Source organism: Ruegeria sp. CDSC054 (assembly GCF_059610645.1).
Map to the genome: position 1 here is coordinate 21847 of NZ_JBXWOA010000003.1, position 17455 is coordinate 39301.

A 17455-nucleotide genomic window follows, 5' to 3' on the forward strand; every position below is an offset into this window, starting at 1 on the left:
CACTGTGGCAGTCCAGAGCTGGATTGCACCTCGGTATCCAAGTCCCACCAACGGTCTTAGTTGCCACTTTCGTGCGACCACGATCTGCGGAAGTTATGCGGCGAAACATTGTACCGGCCTCGGAAATGAACTGAAAGCCTGTCCGTGCTGGAAAACCCGGATGCAAAGGCAATCTCGGATACGCTGAGGTCGGTTTCATTCAATAGGGCGAAGGCGCGATCCAGCCTGAGGTTGTTGTAATATTGGCCGGGCGACATCTTTGTGTATTGCTGGAACAGCCGTTCCATGTGGCGTCTGGACAGTGACGCCTGATCCGCCACCGCCTCAAGGCTGAGCGGCGATTCAATGTTGTCCCGCATGATTTGGACAGCTTCGACCAGCTTGCCGTTGCGCGTCCCCAAAAGGGCCGAGACGGGCGAAACCTGATTGCTGCCACTTTCACCGACCCGCCGATGCAGACACATCTCGGACACGTTGATGGCCAGGGCGTTGCCGAACAATTCCTCGATCACTTCCAGCATCATATCGGTGCTGGCGTGCCCTCCCCCGCAAGTGCGCAGCTTGCCGTCAATCTCGTACAGGCTCTGGGTTGGTGTCATTGTCGGAAAATACTCGCAAAACCCGGGGCGATTTTCCCAATGAACGGTGAACTTTCTGTCGCCGATCAGGCCTGCTTTGGCCAAGGCAAATGCCCCGGTGCAGATACCGCCAAAATCACATCCATGTGCCTTTTGCCGACGGATCCAATTCAGAACCCGGGTGTCAAACGAGGCCATCGGCTCAGTGCCGGAACACACGAAAGTATAGGCCCCCTGCTCCAGATCGTGCATGGGTTGGTCGGCTTGAATGCGGATTCCGTTCGAACACGTGACCGGTGCGCCATCTGCGGACAGGACGTACCATTCGAACAATTGCTTTCGTGCCAGTTGGTTTGAAATACGCAAGGGTTCAATCGCTGCGCTAAACGCCAACATCGTGGTATTAGGCAGCAACAGGAAATGAAAGGCCTTGGGTGGTCCATCATAGGGAACGTCGACGGAAATCGCCCCCTTGGGCAGGAAACGTTGGCTGTCCACTACACCCCTCCTTCGCGTTCGAATACCGCATCGTCGCTGGCCTGCTGAAACGCTCGAGCAACTTTAAGTTATCAATAGATGTAAGACCCTTGGAAATCGAACGCTCATTTTGTATTTTGGATACAACTTACACCGACCGAGACCACTCTTATGCCCAGAACCCGCGCGATCGCACGTCAAAGTCTTCCAGAAGTCATCACAAATGATCTGCGGGAACGTATCCTAAGCGGAGAGATGGCCGAAGGTGAAACCATCCGGCAAGAGGCCCTTGCCGAGGATTATGATGTTTCGCGCATGCCGATCCGCGAAGCTCTGAAACGGCTGGATGCCGAAGGCCTTGTGCAGCTGACTAACAACCGAGGTGCATCGGTGACCTCGCATTCGCTTTCGGAAATTGGCGAGATTTTCGACCTTCGGGTTCTTTTGGAGGTCGACTTGTTTAAACGGGCCATTCCGCAGATGACGGAAGCTGATTTCGCCAGATGCGATAAGCTGCTCGATGACATGGAAAGGTCTTACGAAGCTTATAATGTCGGGCGGTGGGGCAGCCTGAATTATGAATACCACAAAGCCCTTTATGCGGCTGCTGATCGTGGGCTAACCAATGAGATCCTGCAAAGGGTTAATCTGCAATCGGACCGCTATGTCCGTATGCATCTGAGCGTCATGGAACAGCGTGAGCCCGCCAAGCAAGATCACCGACAGCTTTTGTCGCTGGCACGCAAACGTCAGGTTGACGCAGCAGGTGAACTGCTGACCAAGCATATTCAACGGACCAAGGATCAGTTGTTGGCGATGGTTATAAAGACACGGAAAGGCGACGCTAGCTGAAGGTCCCCCATCCCTACCTCAGTGGATGCAGGCACGCCACTTTGTGGTCTGTCCCGCTCAGTTCTGGCGGCGCGGCGCGGCATTCTTCGGTTGCAAGCCAGCACCGTTGTGCAAAGGCACAGCCTTTGGGGATATTCATCGGGGACGGAAGCTCGCCTTCCAGTTTGATCCGATCCTTCCGCGCGTCGGGATCTGCGCGAGGTGTTGTCGACAAAAGAGCCTTGGAATAAGGATGTCGAGGGGCAGCAAACAGCTTTTCTTTCGGTGCCTTCTCAACCGCGCGGCCCAAATACATGACAATTACGTCGTCGGCAAAGTGCTTTACCACCGACAAATCATGCGAAATGAACAGATAGGCAAGGTTCAGACGTTCCTGCAATTCGACCAGCAGGTTCAGAATTTGCGACTGGATCGAGACGTCCAGCGCTGAAACCGGCTCATCCAGCACCAGCACCTTGGGGTTCAGCATCAGGGCGCGGGCGATTGCAATCCGCTGCCGCTGCCCGCCCGAAAACATGTGCGGGTAGCGGTCGTAATGTTCGGGGCGCAAACCCACGAGGTCGATCATTTCACGCGCGCGCGCCTCGCGGTCGGCTGCGGACATCTCGCGGCGGTTAATTATCAATGGTTCTTGCAGGATTTGACCGATCCGTTGGCGTGGGTTGAGCGAGCCGTAGGGATCCTGAAACACAATCTGCACAGTTTCACGCATCTGGGCCCATTTCGATGGAGATATTTCAACGCCATCGATGGTCAGACTACCCGAGGTCGGTTCTTCGATCATCGTCACCACCCTTGCGAGGGTGGACTTCCCACAACCGGACTCTCCTACGATCGCCAACGTTTTGCCCGGCCGCAGTTCGAAGTCCACGCCAGACAAGGCCTTTACCGTTGCGGCCTTCGACAACAACCCGCCTTTTACGGTATAAAACCTGGCCAATTCACTGGCCTGAACGATGGGGGCGGTCATGCCAGCTCTCCGGTTGTTATCTTTTCAACGTAATGGCAACGCGCCTTGCCGAATTCCGCACTGTGCGGGGTTGGGGGCAACGATCGGCACAGATCATCTGCATATTGGCATCTGGGGCTGAACAGACATCCTTTTGGCCGGTCAAACTGCCCTGGAACGACGCCGGGAATGGTCGGTAGCATCTTAGACGTTGCCCGCTCCGGAAGCGCGTTGAGCAACGCAGTTGTGTAGGGGTGACGCGGGGTGCGGAACAGGTCTTTGACTGCCTGCTCCTCGACCTTTTGGCCAGCATATTGGACTTGAACCCGCTCGGCGGTCTCGGCGACAACACCCATATCATGAGTGATAAGGACCAAACCCATGCCCTGTTCGTCCCGAAGGTGAACCAACAGATCAAGGATTTGCGCCTGAATTGTAACGTCCAGTGCTGTTGTCGGCTCGTCCGCGATCAACAGCTTGGGTTTGCAGGCGATGGCCATCGCAATCATCACCCTCTGGTTCATGCCGCCGGACATCTGATGCGGAAACGTGTTCAGGCGGCTTTCGGGTGCGGGGATTCCGACCTGATCAAACAGTTCAATAGCGCGTTGGTGGCGGTCCTTTCGGTTCAGGCCTAGGTGGATGCGCAAGGCCTCCTTGATCTGGAAGCCAACCGTAAAGCAAGGATTCAGCGATGACATCGGTTCCTGAAAAATCATGGCAATGTCTTTGCCGATGATCTTGCGACGGTCACGGGCCGAGATTTTGGTCAGGTCAATGCCTTCAAAGCTTAGTTGGTCGGCCGTAATCGTGGCCGTCCAGGGCAGAAGACCCATCAATGCCAGCATCGACACCGATTTGCCCGAGCCGCTTTCGCCGACGATGGCCATTAATTCGCCCTTGTCGACAGACAGATCAACGCCATCTACTGCCCGGAACTGACCCGAAGCGGTTGCGAATTCGACGGTGAGGTTTCGGATATCCAACAGGCTCATGTCGTCAGCTCCGCTTTAGCTTAGGGTCCAGCGCGTCGCGCAGACCGTCGCCCATCAGGTTGATTGCCAGCACAGTGACCAAGATGGCCAAACCGGGGAACGTCACCACCCACCATGCGCGCAGAATAAACTCACGCGCTTCGGCCAGCATGGTGCCCCATTCCGGCGTGGGCGGCTGCGCCCCCATGCCCAGAAAACCAAGGGCTGCGGCATCCAGAATGGCGGTCGAGAACGACAGTGCGGCCTGAACGATGATCGGGGCCAGACAATTTGGCAGCACGGTCTTGAACATGAGCCGGGCCTTGCTGGCACCGGCAACGCGGGCAGAGGTCACATAATCCTTTTGCCGCTCTGCCAACACAGATGCCCGGGTCAAACGCACGTAATGCGGTTGAAACACAATGGCGATGGCGATCATTGCGTTGGTCAACGAGGGACCAAGGATGGCAACGAGAACCAGCGCAAGCAGCAGTGAGGGGAAGGACAGGATGATATCCATCACCCGCATGATCATTGTATCGACCCATTTTGGCGCGAAACCCGACAGCAGGCCAACAATCACCCCGCCCGTCACGGCGACACAGACCACCACGATGCCGACAAAGAAGGAATAGCGTGAGCCCATGATCAGCCGCGATAGCATATCTCTACCCAACGGATCGGTGCCCAACGGGAAGGCCCAACTGCCGCCCTCTTGCCACGCAGGAGGTTGCAGAATGTGATTGCGGAACTGTTCTGTCGGGTCGTAAGGCGCCAACAAAGGTGCAAAGGCCGCACAGAAGACAAAAGCGGCAAAGACCCAAAGGCCCATCACCGCGCCGCGGTTTTCGCTGAAGTAATACCAGAACTCACGCAGAGCGCTGGGGCGGTCTTCGGTTTTGGGTTGGGTCGCGGACAATTCAGCCATCACCGCCTCCGGATTTTGGGGTTGATGACGCCGTAAAGGACATCGACCAGCAGGTTCACTAACATGACGATCACGGCGATCATCAGCAGCCCGCCCTGTACCACCGGGTAGTCTCGGCGGAAGATGCTGTCGACCATCCACTTGCCGATACCGGGCCAGCTAAAGATTGTCTCGGTCAGGATCGCCCCGGCCAGCAATGTGCCGACTGACAGGCCGATCACTGTAATCACCGGGATCAGCGCATTGCGCAGCGCATGCAGACCATTGATCCGTGCGGGGGCGAGCCCCTTTGCCCGGGCCGTGCGGATGTAATCTTCACCCAACACTTCCAACATGGCCGAACGGGTCTGGCGCGCAATTACGGCCAATGGGATCGTGCCTAAGACTATGGTCGGCAGGATCAGATGGCGTACAGCCGATCCAAACGCCCCCTCCTGCCCGGACAGCAGACTGTCGATCAACATGAAGCCTGTGACACTTGGAAAGTAGTACAGCAAGTCGATCCGGCCTGAGACAGGCGTCCAACCAAGGTTGCCGGAAAACACGATGATCAACAACAGCGCCCACCAGAAGATCGGCATGGAATACCCGATCAGCGCGGACGACATCAGCGCCCGGTCGAAGAATTTGCCCCGATTCACAGCGGCAATAACGCCCGCAGGCAGCCCCAAAGCTACTGCAAAAATCATGGCGCAGATCGACAATTCCAGCGTGGCCGGAAACAGGGCAAAGAATTCGTCCCAAACCGGCTTCTTGGTGACAAAGCTCTCGCCCAGATCACCATGCAACACGCCAACCAGATAGTCCCAGTATTGCTGCAGAACAGGTTTGTCGAAGCCCAGCTTCTCGACCATCTCCTGATAGCGTTCTTTGGACATTCCGCGTTCACCGGCCATGACGATGATCGGATCGCCTGGAAGCACCCGAATGAACATGAACGAGATCAGTGTTACGCCCAGAAATGTCGGAACGAACATGCCGAGGCGGGTAAGGAAATAGCCAAACATCAGCGCCCTATGATTGTTAGTTCTTTGGGAAAGCTGGTCAACGACCGGCAACCGTCTTTGGTCACCAGTACGTCATCTTCGATCCGAACGCCGAAATTGTCCAGGTCATAGAGGCCCGGCTCGTTTGTCCAAACCATGCCCGCGTGCATGATCTGGCCGTTGCCACGCATGATGTAGGGCGCTTCGTGCACATCGCGGCCCAGCCCGTGACCAGTCTTGGTGCGGATACGATCTGCATAGGGCGAGGCCTCGAGCACGCTGGTCACCGCGTCGTCGATATCGTGGGCGGTTACTCCGGGTCTGCAAACTTCGAACCCGACCAGATTGGCACGCAAAACCGTGTCGTAGACCGCCCTGCCCTCATCCGAGGCTTCGACGACAAAAAAGGTGCGTGTGATGTCGGCGGCAAACCCGTGTTTGCGTGCGCCGAAATCGAACAGCAGCGCGTCGCCTGCTTTGATCTGATAATCCGCGCGCGCTTTACCATGCGGTTGAGCCGAGTTTCCTCCGGCTGTCACGATAGGTGAAAAGGCCAGCGACGCGGCACCTTCTGCGAACAGCGCCTGGATCAAGGCTTGTTCAATCTGTACTTCTGTCTGACCCACACGAACATCCGCAATGACCCGCTCTAGCGCTCGTTCCGAGATATCAATCGCGGCTTGCAGCGCTGCAATGTCATCGTCCGTCTTGATGATGCGCAGACCGGAAATCTCGCGTTCCGCGTCCACGATCCGCAGCTCAGGCAAGGCACGGGTAAAGGCCTTGGAGACAAAGACCCGCATCACCTGCCCTTCGACCGCGAGAGATCGCAGCGGCATATGTTTAGCCAGTGCCGCGAAGGCGTCGTCATAGCCCGTCTGGTCGCGCCAGTCGAAGACAGCGCCGTCAAATCCGACCAGCGCCCATGAGCCCATTTCCAGGTTCGGCACAATCGCGGCTGGTTCACCCATGGCCGGGATCACGACCACAAAGGGCCGCTCGTGGCTCATAAAGGGTTTTCCCAAAGCTCGGGTAAAATTCGGGCCGGGCACCAGTGCCACGGCATCTACTGACATGCCCTTTGCCAGTTGTTGGTACTCGGACAAATCCGGCATTCGCGCCGACCTCCCAATAAAGAAAACCGGAGCCGCCAATTGGGCAGCTCCGGTCGTTGAGTGGTGGTTTATTCGACGCTCACACCGTAGAAGATGTGGCCGCCCAGCGGGTGCACTTTATAGCCCTGAACCTTATTGCTCATCGGCATATACACGACCGAGTGCGCAATGGTTGCCCACGGGGCCTGCTCTTTGAAGATGACCTGGGCATCTTCATACAGCTTGGTGCGTTCAGCCTGATCCGTGGACTGTTTGGCCTTCAGGATCAGATCTTCGAACGGCTCATGGCACCATTGTGCTCGGTTCGACGCTTCGCGACCGTCACAACCCAGTAGGACCGCCAGGAAGTTGTCTGGGTCGCCATTGTCACCGGTCCAACCCAGCAGAACGGCACCGTCACGGTCCAGATCTTTCGAACGCGACAGGTACTCACCCCATTCGTAAGACACGATCTCGACGTCCACGCCAACCTTCGCGAAATCCGCCTGGATCAGTTCAGCCATACGGCGCGCATTCGGGTTGTACGGACGCTGTACCGGCATTGCCCATACCTTCATCGACAGGTCGGAAACACCTTCGGCTTCCAGCATTGCCTTGGCCGCTTCTGGATCATAGGCATCGTCGGTGATCGCGTCGTTATAGCCCCACATGGTCGGCGGGATCGGGTTCTTTGCAACTTGGCCCGAGCCCTGGAACACCACGTCGATGATCGCGTTCTTGTCGATTGCCATGTTCAACGCCTTGCGGACGTTCGGGTTGTCGAAGGGCGCCATTGTGGTGTTATAGGCCAGGTAGCCAACGTTGAGGCCTTCCTGCTCCAACATGTTGATGTCGGCATCATCCTGCATTGCCTGAATGTCAGCCGGGTTCGGATACGGCATGATGTGACATTCGCCTGCCTTCAGCTTCTGATAGCGCACGGATGCGTCCGGAGTGATCGCAAAGATCAGATTTTCAACATCCGCCGGGTCTTTCCAGTAGTCGGCATTCTGGGCGTACCGGATTACGGCGTCCTTTTGATAAGCCAAGAACGAGAACGGGCCGGTGCCGATGGGTGCGGTGTTCAGCTTTTCAGGTGTTCCGGCTTCCATCATCGCATCTGCATATTCTGCAGACAGTATCGAAGCGAAATCCATCGCCATGTTGGCAACAAACGGCGCCTCAGGCTTGGTCAGAGTAAATTTGACGGTGTAGTCGTCGACCTTTTCAATGGACTCGACCAGATCGGGCATTCCCATACCCTTGAAGTATTCCCACGTACCGCCTGACACCTGATTATAGGGATGGCTGTCATCCTTTTGGCGCATGAACGAGAAGATCACGTCATCCGCGTTGAAATCGCGGGTCGGTGTGAACTCGTCATTCGAATGGAACTTCACGCCCTGACGCAGCTTGAACGTGTACTCCAGGCCATCATCACTGGCTTCGACGCTTTCGGCCAGACCGGGGATAACGTTGGTTGTGCCGGTTTCGAATTCCAGCAGGCGGTTGTAGATCGGGTGCGATGAGGCGTCAAAGGTAGTTCCGGCCGTAAAAAGCGCCGGGTCAAATCCTTCGGGTGAACCTTCTGAACAATAAACCAGCGTGTTGGCCTGCGCGGCCGCGCTGGACAGGGCAATTGCCGCTGTTGCAGCTAAAAATTTAAGTTTCATGATTGTCTCCCAGAAAAATTTTCAATCGGCTTTCGCGTTGCTTTTGTTGTCCAAGCAATTCCAGACGACTCTCATCGCCACGAAATTTGTGCCCAATGTATCCAAAATACAAAATCCATTGTCAACTCACTTTGATAGCTCTTGCACAGCTTGACCAAATGCAAAGGAAGCGGCCGAAAGACTGCCCTGCATCATTGCGTTGCATGATCAAAAGGATCGACGGGTATTTATTGCGAGAATGTTGGGGTCACACCAACCGGTGGCCGGTCCTGAATATATGCACCGACACGGTTCAGCACGGGGCTTCTGGGGCATCCCGGGCGGGTCGCGGCCCCAAGGTTGCGTAGGTTTCCCGGGCCCTCAAACGGAACAAAACACAAGGGCCATTTGTCCCGCTTGAATTGCTCGGCAGCCAGGGCCGACACAATTGTACAATCATCAGAATGACAGATGTGCCGACAGATCGTTTCAAACCTCAGCGCGCTCAGATCAAACCGCTTTGCGACCCGGATCGCAGGATCAGCTTTGGGCAAACGGTCCTCAAGCTCATAGCCGAAACTGTGAGGAAGCCGGATAAAGTCATGCGAGGGAACGTCCTCAGGTGCTATTGAGGTCAGCATACACAGCGGATGCCCCTCGCGCATGGCCAGAAACAGGGGTTCGGACCAAATCGACGTGAAAGCCAAAGCGTCACTGTTGTTGACCTGAGCCACCAGCGCCATGTCCAGCTGATGGTCTTCAACCATCTGCAACATGTTCTGTGGAAGATCCTCAATCATTGTCACGCGCATACGCGGAAAAATATTGCTGAACAGCTCTGAAAAATACTGCGTCAGGTACGGTGCAAGCGTTGGCGTCATGCCAATCCGATATGCAACGGCCTCGGGGTCGCGAAATTGGGTGGCGGAATCGCGGATCTTTTGCGCATCTGCCAGAATGGATTCAGCGACACTCAGGATGCTCTGACCAAACGCGGTTGGCCGCACTTCGTTGTTCAGCCGCAGGAACAGTTCAACACCCAGTTCCTGTTCCAGCTTCTTGATCTGGTTCGACAGAGCAGGTTGCGAAACGTTGCACGCAACCGCCGCCTGGCTGAACTGGCCATGCTTCGCGATGGCAAGCACGTATTCCAAATCTCTGAAATTCATCCGCCCAATCTCTCTGCGGTCATACAAAAGACGGCACTGGACCGTTCCCTTCTCTAACGTAAAGCGGGGCAAGGTGCATGAAATACAGATCAATTTCGCTGACAAAACTGTTAACCAGCGCATTCGAATAGAACGTCATGCGGGACAATTGTGACGTAACGTGTTGATTTATATAAGTTGAACTTCCCAGACGCTCACGAAAACCGTGATTATTAGCATTGGTTATACAACCGATTTGCACGATGAATTTCAGCTTACACGGGGTGCCGTCTACCCCTTTGCTACGTGGAATGTCCGAAACACCGGGCGGACCGCCAAACGTAACAATTTTTGACGGAGTACCCCATGCTGTCCCAAATGCTGACAAGCCTGCGCGCTCAGCTCTTGACCACGTCTACCATAGCCCAAGAGACCAACCGTGCCGGCCAAACCCTTTTCAATAACTTCTTTCAAAGTACCGTCGTCGACGACACTCCAGCCTTTGTTCTGGCAAATGACTTCTCGCGCCTGCTGAACTTTGGCGAGATCATCACCAACAACGCCGTCGCCGCTGTTCAGGCGCAGGGGCAGGATGTTGACGTATTCAACTTCCGCTCGGGCTTGATTGAAGCGAACAACGGCCCTGACGCATTGGCCACAGGCGTTCAGGTCACCGGCAGCGCAAGCGTTCGCAACTTTGGTGAGATTGCGGGCGAGTTCAACGGTGTGCAGTTTGCGGGCGCTCAAAGCTCTGGCGGTCTGGATAACTTCCGCGGCGGTGTGATCAGTTCGGATAGCCGTGCAGTAGACATTCAGGGCCAAGGCATCGATGTGCGCAACTTTGACGACATCATCGGCACCGGCAATCAGCGCAATGGTACGATCTATACCAACAGCACCGCCGAAGACATTTCGATCTCGAACTTTGTGGGCGGCACGATTGACGCCGGCGAAGGCAACCAGGGCGCTGGTATCTCGTTGCAAATCGGCGACGAGGTCGGCGACCGTGTGGAAACTGACATCTTCAACGGCTTTGGTGCTACGATTCAGGGCCGTGGCCAAGGTGCGGCCAATACCGGGCTGGCCGGGGACGGCATCCGCATTGATGACGGTGCCGAAGGCGCCACGCTGGAAACCGAAATCATCAACAGCGGCCTGATCTCGACCGAAAGCAACCAGGGCACAGCCGCCGGTATCCGCATCGCCGATGGCGTAAATGCCGAAGGTGAGATCCTGAACACCTCGACCGGTGTGATCGAAGGTCCGCGCAATGGTCTGTATATCGGCGAAGGCGAACACGACCTGGACGTGCTGAACTTTGGCACCATCCAATCCGGCAGCCGCGCAGTGAACATCGACGGCTCGGGTGTCAACCTGATCAACGGCGGTGACATTCTGGGCACTGGCGACCAACGCAACGGTACTGTTTATGCCGATGGCACTGCGGATGATTTCTCGGTTCGCAGTCTGGCCAACGGAACGATTGACGCAGGCGAGCACAACCAAGGTTCAGGTTTCGCTGCAGAAATTGGTGGGGCCGCCGACGGCGCCAACACATTCTCGCTGGAAAACGACGGCGTTATCCAGGGTCGCGGCAACGGCGCGGCAGGCACAGGCCAGGCGGGCGACGGTATTCGCATCGGCAACCCCGGCAATGAAGGTGTTGCTGAGGTGAACATTACCAACCGCGGCGAGGTGAGCTCGGAAGGTGCCAATGGCACTGTAGCCGGTGTGCGCTTTGTAGATGGTGTCGGTTTTCAGGGTGAATTCACCAACTCGGGCACGATCTCGGGTGTTCAAAATGGTGTCTACTTTGGCAACGCGGATCACACAGGTGGTAGCTTTGTGAACGAAGCAGGCGGTGTTGTGTCATCTGACAGCCGTGCACTCAACATTGATGGTATCGGTCTTGAGGTTTCCAACCAGGGTGAGATCCTCGGCACCAGCGATCAGCGCAACGGGACGGTTTATGCTGACGGAACCGCGGATGACTTCTCTGTACAGAACTCCGGTCTGATTGACGCAGGTGAGGGCAATCAGGGTTCAGGCATCGGAGTTGAAGTCGGTGGCGCAGAAGACGGTGCAAACACCTTTATGCTAGGTAATGCCGGCGTTATCACTGGGCGCGGAAACGCTGATGCAGCCTCGTCGCTGGCCGGTGACGGCATTCGCATCGGTAACGTTGGCAACACCGGTACCGTCGACGGGTCGATCGGCAATATCACCATCATTTCGTCAGAAGGGAACAACGGCACCGTCGCTGGCGTCCGTGTTGTAGACGGAGTGAACTTTCAGGGTGAATTTATTAACCTCGGCGGCATCTCCGGTGTGCGCAACGGTGTCTACTTTGGCAATGGCGATCACACAGGTGGTTCGTTCATCAACGGGAGCAACGTGTCTTCTGGCAGTCGCGCTTTAAACATTGATGGCATCGGCCTGACCGTTGAGAACTCTGGGTTCATTTTCGGTACCGGGGATCAGCGCAATGGGACGGTCTATGCCGATGGCACTGCCGATGATTTCTCGGTTATCAACTCTGGTCGGATTGACGCTGGTGAAGACAACCAGGGTTCCGGGTTTGGTGTGGAAATCGGGGGTGCGGCAGACGGTGCTAACACCTTCACGCTGGAAAACTCCGGTGAGATCACTGGGCGCGGAAACGCTGGTGCGGCTACGTCGCTTGCCGGTGATGGCATTCGTATCGGCAATGTCGGCAACACCGGCACCACTGATGCGACCATTCTAAACACCGGAAACGTCTCCTCCAGCGGTGCCAACGGCACAGTTGCTGGCCTTCGTGTCGTCAATGGCGTGAATTTCCAAGGTGCGCTGGAAAATCAAGGCTTCATTACCGGCATCCAGAACGGTGTATACTTTGGCACCGGTGACCACTCAGGTGGTTCGTTCGTGAACTCAGGTATTGTCGCTTCGGAAAGCCGTGCGCTGAACATCGATGGCGAAGGTCTTGAGGTCATCAACGAAGGCCAGATTGTCGGTGCGGGCAATCAGCGCAACGGCGCAGTTTATGCCGATGGAACCGCTGACAACTATAGCTTCACCAACACTGGTACGGTCAGCGTCAATGATGGCGCCAACGGTTCTGCCGTATCGCTGCAAACCGGTGATGTTGATGGTGATATCGTCTCGGCAACCATCGTAAACCAAGGAATCTTCCAGGGTAACGGCGATGTCACCGAGGGTAATCAAGTCGGCGATGGTCTGCGCCTGTTCACGGGTCAGGAAGACGCCTCCTTTGCCGGGGTTGTCATCAACGAAGGTCTCATTGCCGGGTCCGAGCAGTCGGACGCCGCAGCTGGTATCCGTATCGATGGGGGTCTCAACCTTCTGGGTGCGATCCTGAACGAAGGCGAAATCCGCGGCACGGTCAACGCGATCGATGCATCGGATGCTGGTGACGTTACCATCGTCAACGACGACGAAGGTGTGATCAACGGCAACGTCCTGCTGGGCGATGGCGATGACATCTTTGTCGATCTGGGCACCACCAACGGTGACATCAACGGTGGCGCAGGTGATGATGTTTTGATCGCAGGCGATGCAGACAATGTGCTGACCGGTGGTCTGGGCAATGACTTCATCGACGGTGGAGAAGGCATCGATACAGCCGACTTCTCGGACCTGGATGTCGCAGTCGAAGTTCGTCTGGATGCCAACGGCAACGGCACGGCCACACGTGATACCGGCTTTAATGTCTCGATCGTGGATGCTGCTGTTGTGGCACCGGACCAGTTCGGGGCGAATATCCCGGATGGAGGTTGGTTTGTAGAAGAGGCCGTTCTGGGCAACCTGTACTACAACATCCACACCGCCGACTTCCCTGGTGGGGAAATTCGCGGGCAGCTTCTGGTCGACGGCGACGTGACCGAGAACGGGATCCGCACCGTCACGCTGAGCGGCGGTCTGGACGCGGCGCAAGAGCCTGGGCCGACATCGGACAGCGAGGCCTCCGGCAACGCAACCGTCGTCATCACTCAGAACCTTGCAACCGGCGAAGTCACCTACTCGAGCGAGCTGAGCGTAGTGGGCCTGAACGAAGCCGACCTTGCCACGCCGAACTCCGGTGTCCTCTCGGCAATCCATCTGCACAATGCGCCAGCGGGAGAAAACGGCCCGGTTGTGCAGGACACGTTGGTGGATGCGGGCGCGACGCTGGGTAACGTGGATACAGGTGGCACCGGTGTTGTCGGGCTGGACGTGATCGACAATCAGGTTGAAACCGACGTGCTGGTCTCGATCGAGAATGTCATCGGCTCCAATGATGGTGACGTAATCGTCGGCAGCGATCTGGAGAACGTTCTGAACGGCGCGGATGGCGACGACTTGCTAAACGGTGAGGGCGGCAATGACGTCCTGATTGGCGGCGAAGGCGCTGACACCTTCCTGTTCCAGGGCACCTTTGGTGACGATACCATCCTGGACTTTGAAACGGGCGTGGACAGAATTCAGATCGGAGATCTGGGCTCTGACTTCGACGGCGGTCCGAGTACCGTTCAGGATGGTGACGACGCCGTCATCAGCTTTGGCGACGCAGGCTCGATCCGTCTGACCGGTGTCGATGCCGCTGACCTGACCGAAAACGACTTCATCGTTTAACCAATCAACAGCGGGGCGGCCCAGGTCGCCCCGTTTGTCAAACCGGAAAGGGTTCCCTGATGTCCCAGCAAACCAATCCCGTAAAAATCGCCTGGGGGTCGTTGCGCAAGGGTTTTGTCGCAGTTGCCTTCTTCAGCTTGTTTCTGAACCTGCTGATGCTGGCTGGTCCGCTTTATATGCTGCAGGTCTATGACCGGGTCCTGACCAGTCAGAATGTCGACACTTTGATCGCGCTGTCTGCATTGCTGGCTGGTGTTTTTGTTGTCGTCGCCTGCCTTGACCTGATGCGGATGCGCATTTTGGGACGTCTGGCCGCCCGCTTTGAGCTGAACGTTGGCGCGCCGGTCCTCGGTGCGGCGATGCGCCGCCGTGTCCATGGCGAAGCCGAGGCTGGCGAAAACCTTGTCGAAGACGTGAACGGCTTTCGTGAATTCATCTCGGGAACCACGCTGACCGCGTTTTTCGACGCGCCGTGGATCCCGCTCTATCTGTTGGTCCTTTATGCCCTTCACCCCTATCTGGGTCTGCTTGGTCTGGCCGGGGCCGTCATGCTGACGATCATGGCTCTGATCAACAACTCGCGCGCCCGGGAGCCGATGCGGTCGGCTTCGCAAGCACGCGGTCGTTCCGATGCGTTGTTCGGCACCAGTGACAAGAACGCCGAGCTGGTTCAGGCACTTGGCATGAAATCCGATTTGGTGCGGCGTTGGACGTCGCTTCAGGCTGAAGCCCATCTGCACAAAACCCGCGCCGCTGACCGGGTTGCCAGCTTTTCTGTCGTGTCCAAGACCGTTCGGATGGGTTTGCAGTCGGCCATTCTGGGACTTGGCGCGGCACTGGCCATCACCGGAGAATCCACCGCTGGCGTCATGATCGCGGCAACCATCGTGCTGGCCCGTGCACTGGCTCCAATTGACCAATTGATCGGTCAATGGCGCAGCTTTCTGGCCGCGCGCGGATCGTATTCCAAGCTGGCAAAACTGACTGAAGAGTTTGCCGAAGCCCCACCCAATCTGCACCTGCCGCGCGCGTTCAAATCTCTGGACGTCAAGATTGCGCAGGCAGGGCCCCCGCGCGCCGTCAACGCCTCGCTCCGCCAGATCGACTTTGGTCTTGTGCCCGGAGACGTGCTGGCGGTGATCGGGCATAGCGGCTCGGGCAAGACCACTCTGGGCAAGATGATGGCCGGTATCTGGCACCCGCAGCGGGGCGAAGTCTTGCTGGATGGAAGCCCGATGTCCAAATGGAACCACGAGGATCTGGGCAAGCAGATTGGCTATCTTCCACAGGATGTAGCGCTGTTCGACGGCACGATCCGCGAAAACATCGGGCGCTTCTCTGTCGCCATAGATGATGCCGAAGTGCTGCGTGCCGCCCGCGAGGCCGGTGTGCACGAAATGATCAGCGCCCTTCCCGATGGATATGAAACGCGCATCGGTCGGGGGTTCTTTTTGTCAGGTGGTCAACGTCAGCGGCTGGCACTGGCCCGGGCGCTTTATGGCGATCCGTTTGTGTTGATTTTGGACGAGCCAAATTCGGACCTGGATGCCGAAGGTGAACAGGCCCTGCGCGATGCGATCATGTCGGCGCGGGCCCGCGGTGCAATTGCCATCGTCATGACCCATCGTCCGGCAACACTGCAGGCCGCCAACAAGGTGATGGTCCTGCGAAACGGCGCCCAATCTCAGTTCGGAGACAAAGAGGACGTTCTGAAGGTCAATCGCCGGAACGTTCTGGACAACCCTACCCAATCCGCGGCGAAAAAACCCGACGCGGCCCCTGCCAATGAAACTCAGATCAGCGGAGTTGCCCAATGACCCAGTTGATGAAACGCTCACAATCTCAGAACGCACTTGCTGCCCACGATGTGCAAGTCTTGGACATCACAACCGAGACCTCTGAGATCAAACGCTATGTCCTGTTTGGATTGTTTACCCTGATGGCCTTCATGGGCGGCAGCGCCTATTGGGCTTTCGCCTCGAAACTGGACGGGGCGGTCGTCGCGCCAGCATCATTTGTGGTGGAGGGGAACCGCAAGACGGTCGAACATCTGGATGGTGGCATCATTGACTCGATCCTTGTCACGGACGGTGAATTTGTTCAGGCAGGTCAGCCCCTTGTGCGACTTGATAGCTCGGATATCGATGTAGATCTGAGTATCCTGGGCAGCCAATTGGGCGAATTGTCGGTCCGACGCGCCCGCTTGCTGGCGCAGATCAACGGCACGGACAGGTTTGACGAACCAACCGCCTTGGCCGGGTTCAGCGATGGAATGCAGCGGCTGCATTGGTTGTCGCCCTACCTGACGCAGAAACAACTATTTGACGCCGAAGCCCGCGCGCGCCGGACCGAGGCTCAAATCAACGCGCAACGCATTCAGGGGCTGCGCAATCAGATCGCCGGCCTGAACGAACAACGCCTCTCGACCCAAAACCAGATCGACATCACTCAGATTGAACTGTCCAATCTGAAATCCTTGCTAGACAAAGGACTTGTGGCAGTCACACGGGTCAGCGCGCGCCAGATCGAAATGGAACGTCTGGGTGGTGTCGATGCGTCGTTGCGCACCCAGATCGCGCAGGCACAGGATCAGGTGCAAGAGTTGCAGTTGTCCCTGCTCAGCCAACAAAAGTTGCGCGATGAGGTGATCGCAGGAGAGCTTGCGGTTGTGGATGCTCAGCTTGATCTGATCCGGTCACAATATTCAGGGGCATCGGAACGGTTGAAACGAACACAGGTCCTGGCCCCTGCCAGCGGGCGGGTCGTCAATCTGGCAGTATCGACAACCGGCGGCGTCATTCGCCCCGGAGAGTCTATCATGGATATTGTTCCCGCCAATCAGGCCCTGATCGTCGAAGCGCGGATCAAAACCGCCGATATCGACAAGCTGCAGATCGGTCAGGCAACGCGCATTCGCCTGTCTGCCTTTACGCAGACCGATGTGCCCGAAGCCAGTGGCCGGATTTTTGACATCTCAGCCGACGCGCTGGAGGACGACCGCACCGGCGAGCCTTATTACAAAGCCCGGGTGAAACTGGATCCCGATCAACCCATCGAAGTCGCCGCACTGGATCTGTTGCCAGGAATGCCCGCAGATCTGTTCGTGAAAACCGGCGAGCGCGCAGTAATCAGCTATCTGTCACAGCCAATCAGTGACCGGCTGGCCAAGACTTTTATCGAGTGACTTGTTTTGCCCGCATCCG

Annotated in this window: 12 protein-coding genes; 4 read left to right on the forward strand and 8 right to left on the reverse strand. The window is 56.8% G+C overall.

Going from position 1 to position 17455, the window contains the following annotated elements; all coding sequences use genetic code 11:
• Positions 1 to 56: 56 nt before the first annotated feature.
• Complete coding sequence (locus AC2FGC_RS07915) at positions 57 to 1076, reverse strand: GlxA family transcriptional regulator (protein WP_496726945.1); 1020 nt, start codon at positions 1074 to 1076, stop codon at positions 57 to 59.
• Between the two features lie 150 nt (positions 1077 to 1226).
• Between AC2FGC_RS07915 and AC2FGC_RS07920 the strand changes: the two genes are divergently transcribed.
• Positions 1227 to 1907 (forward strand): GntR family transcriptional regulator, encoded by a 681-nt coding sequence (locus tag AC2FGC_RS07920; protein ID WP_496726944.1) that lies wholly within the window; start codon positions 1227 to 1229, stop codon positions 1905 to 1907.
• A 13-nt stretch (positions 1908 to 1920) separates the two neighbouring features.
• Here the strand turns inward: AC2FGC_RS07920 and AC2FGC_RS07925 are convergent, their stop codons facing one another.
• The 7 genes from AC2FGC_RS07925 to AC2FGC_RS07955 all read right to left on the reverse strand — a co-directional run bounded on the left by AC2FGC_RS07925 (position 1921) and on the right by AC2FGC_RS07955 (position 9659).
• Entirely contained in the window at positions 1921 to 2877 is a 957-nt protein-coding gene (locus AC2FGC_RS07925; protein ID WP_496726943.1) for an ABC transporter ATP-binding protein, read from the reverse strand.
• The gene (locus AC2FGC_RS07930) at positions 2874 to 3851 is read right to left on the reverse strand and encodes an ABC transporter ATP-binding protein (protein WP_496726942.1); all 978 of its coding nucleotides are present in this window, start codon (positions 3849 to 3851) and stop codon (positions 2874 to 2876) included. Before AC2FGC_RS07930 ends, AC2FGC_RS07925 begins: the two co-directional genes overlap by 4 nt.
• A 4-nt stretch (positions 3852 to 3855) precedes the next feature.
• Positions 3856 to 4758, reverse strand: coding sequence for an ABC transporter permease subunit (locus tag AC2FGC_RS07935; RefSeq protein ID WP_496726941.1), 903 nt, complete (start codon positions 4756 to 4758; stop codon positions 3856 to 3858).
• Entirely contained in the window at positions 4758 to 5765 is a 1008-nt protein-coding gene (locus tag AC2FGC_RS07940; protein ID WP_496726940.1) for an ABC transporter permease subunit, read from the reverse strand. Before AC2FGC_RS07940 ends, AC2FGC_RS07935 begins: the two co-directional genes overlap by 1 nt.
• A complete protein-coding gene (locus AC2FGC_RS07945) occupies positions 5765 to 6859 on the reverse strand; it encodes a M24 family metallopeptidase (protein WP_496726939.1) in 1095 nt (364 codons plus the stop codon). The genes AC2FGC_RS07940 and AC2FGC_RS07945 overlap by 1 nt, the downstream gene beginning before the upstream one ends.
• 68 nt (positions 6860 to 6927) lie before the next feature.
• Positions 6928 to 8511 carry an ABC transporter substrate-binding protein gene (locus AC2FGC_RS07950; protein ID WP_282152074.1) on the reverse strand — a complete coding sequence of 528 codons (1584 nt, stop codon included), beginning with the start codon at positions 8509 to 8511 and terminating at the stop codon, positions 6928 to 6930.
• Positions 8512 to 8738: 227 nt separating this feature from the next.
• The gene (locus AC2FGC_RS07955; protein WP_496781915.1) at positions 8739 to 9659 is read right to left on the reverse strand and encodes a LysR family transcriptional regulator; all 921 of its coding nucleotides are present in this window, start codon (positions 9657 to 9659) and stop codon (positions 8739 to 8741) included.
• A 345-nt stretch (positions 9660 to 10004) separates the two neighbouring features.
• Here AC2FGC_RS07955 and AC2FGC_RS07960 point away from each other — a divergent pair, with 345 nt between their 5' ends.
• The 3 genes from AC2FGC_RS07960 to AC2FGC_RS07970 are packed head-to-tail and all read left to right on the forward strand — an operon-like array spanning position 10005 to position 17436.
• Positions 10005 to 14252 (forward strand): beta strand repeat-containing protein, encoded by a 4248-nt coding sequence (locus AC2FGC_RS07960; protein ID WP_496726937.1) that lies wholly within the window; start codon positions 10005 to 10007, stop codon positions 14250 to 14252.
• 59 nt (positions 14253 to 14311) lie between these two features.
• Positions 14312 to 16069, forward strand: coding sequence for a type I secretion system permease/ATPase (locus AC2FGC_RS07965; RefSeq protein WP_496726936.1), 1758 nt, complete (start codon positions 14312 to 14314; stop codon positions 16067 to 16069).
• Positions 16066 to 17436, forward strand: a complete 1371-nt coding sequence (locus AC2FGC_RS07970) for an HlyD family type I secretion periplasmic adaptor subunit (RefSeq protein WP_496781918.1) — start codon at positions 16066 to 16068, stop codon at positions 17434 to 17436. Before AC2FGC_RS07965 ends, AC2FGC_RS07970 begins: the two co-directional genes overlap by 4 nt.
• Positions 17437 to 17455: the final 19 nt, after the last annotated feature.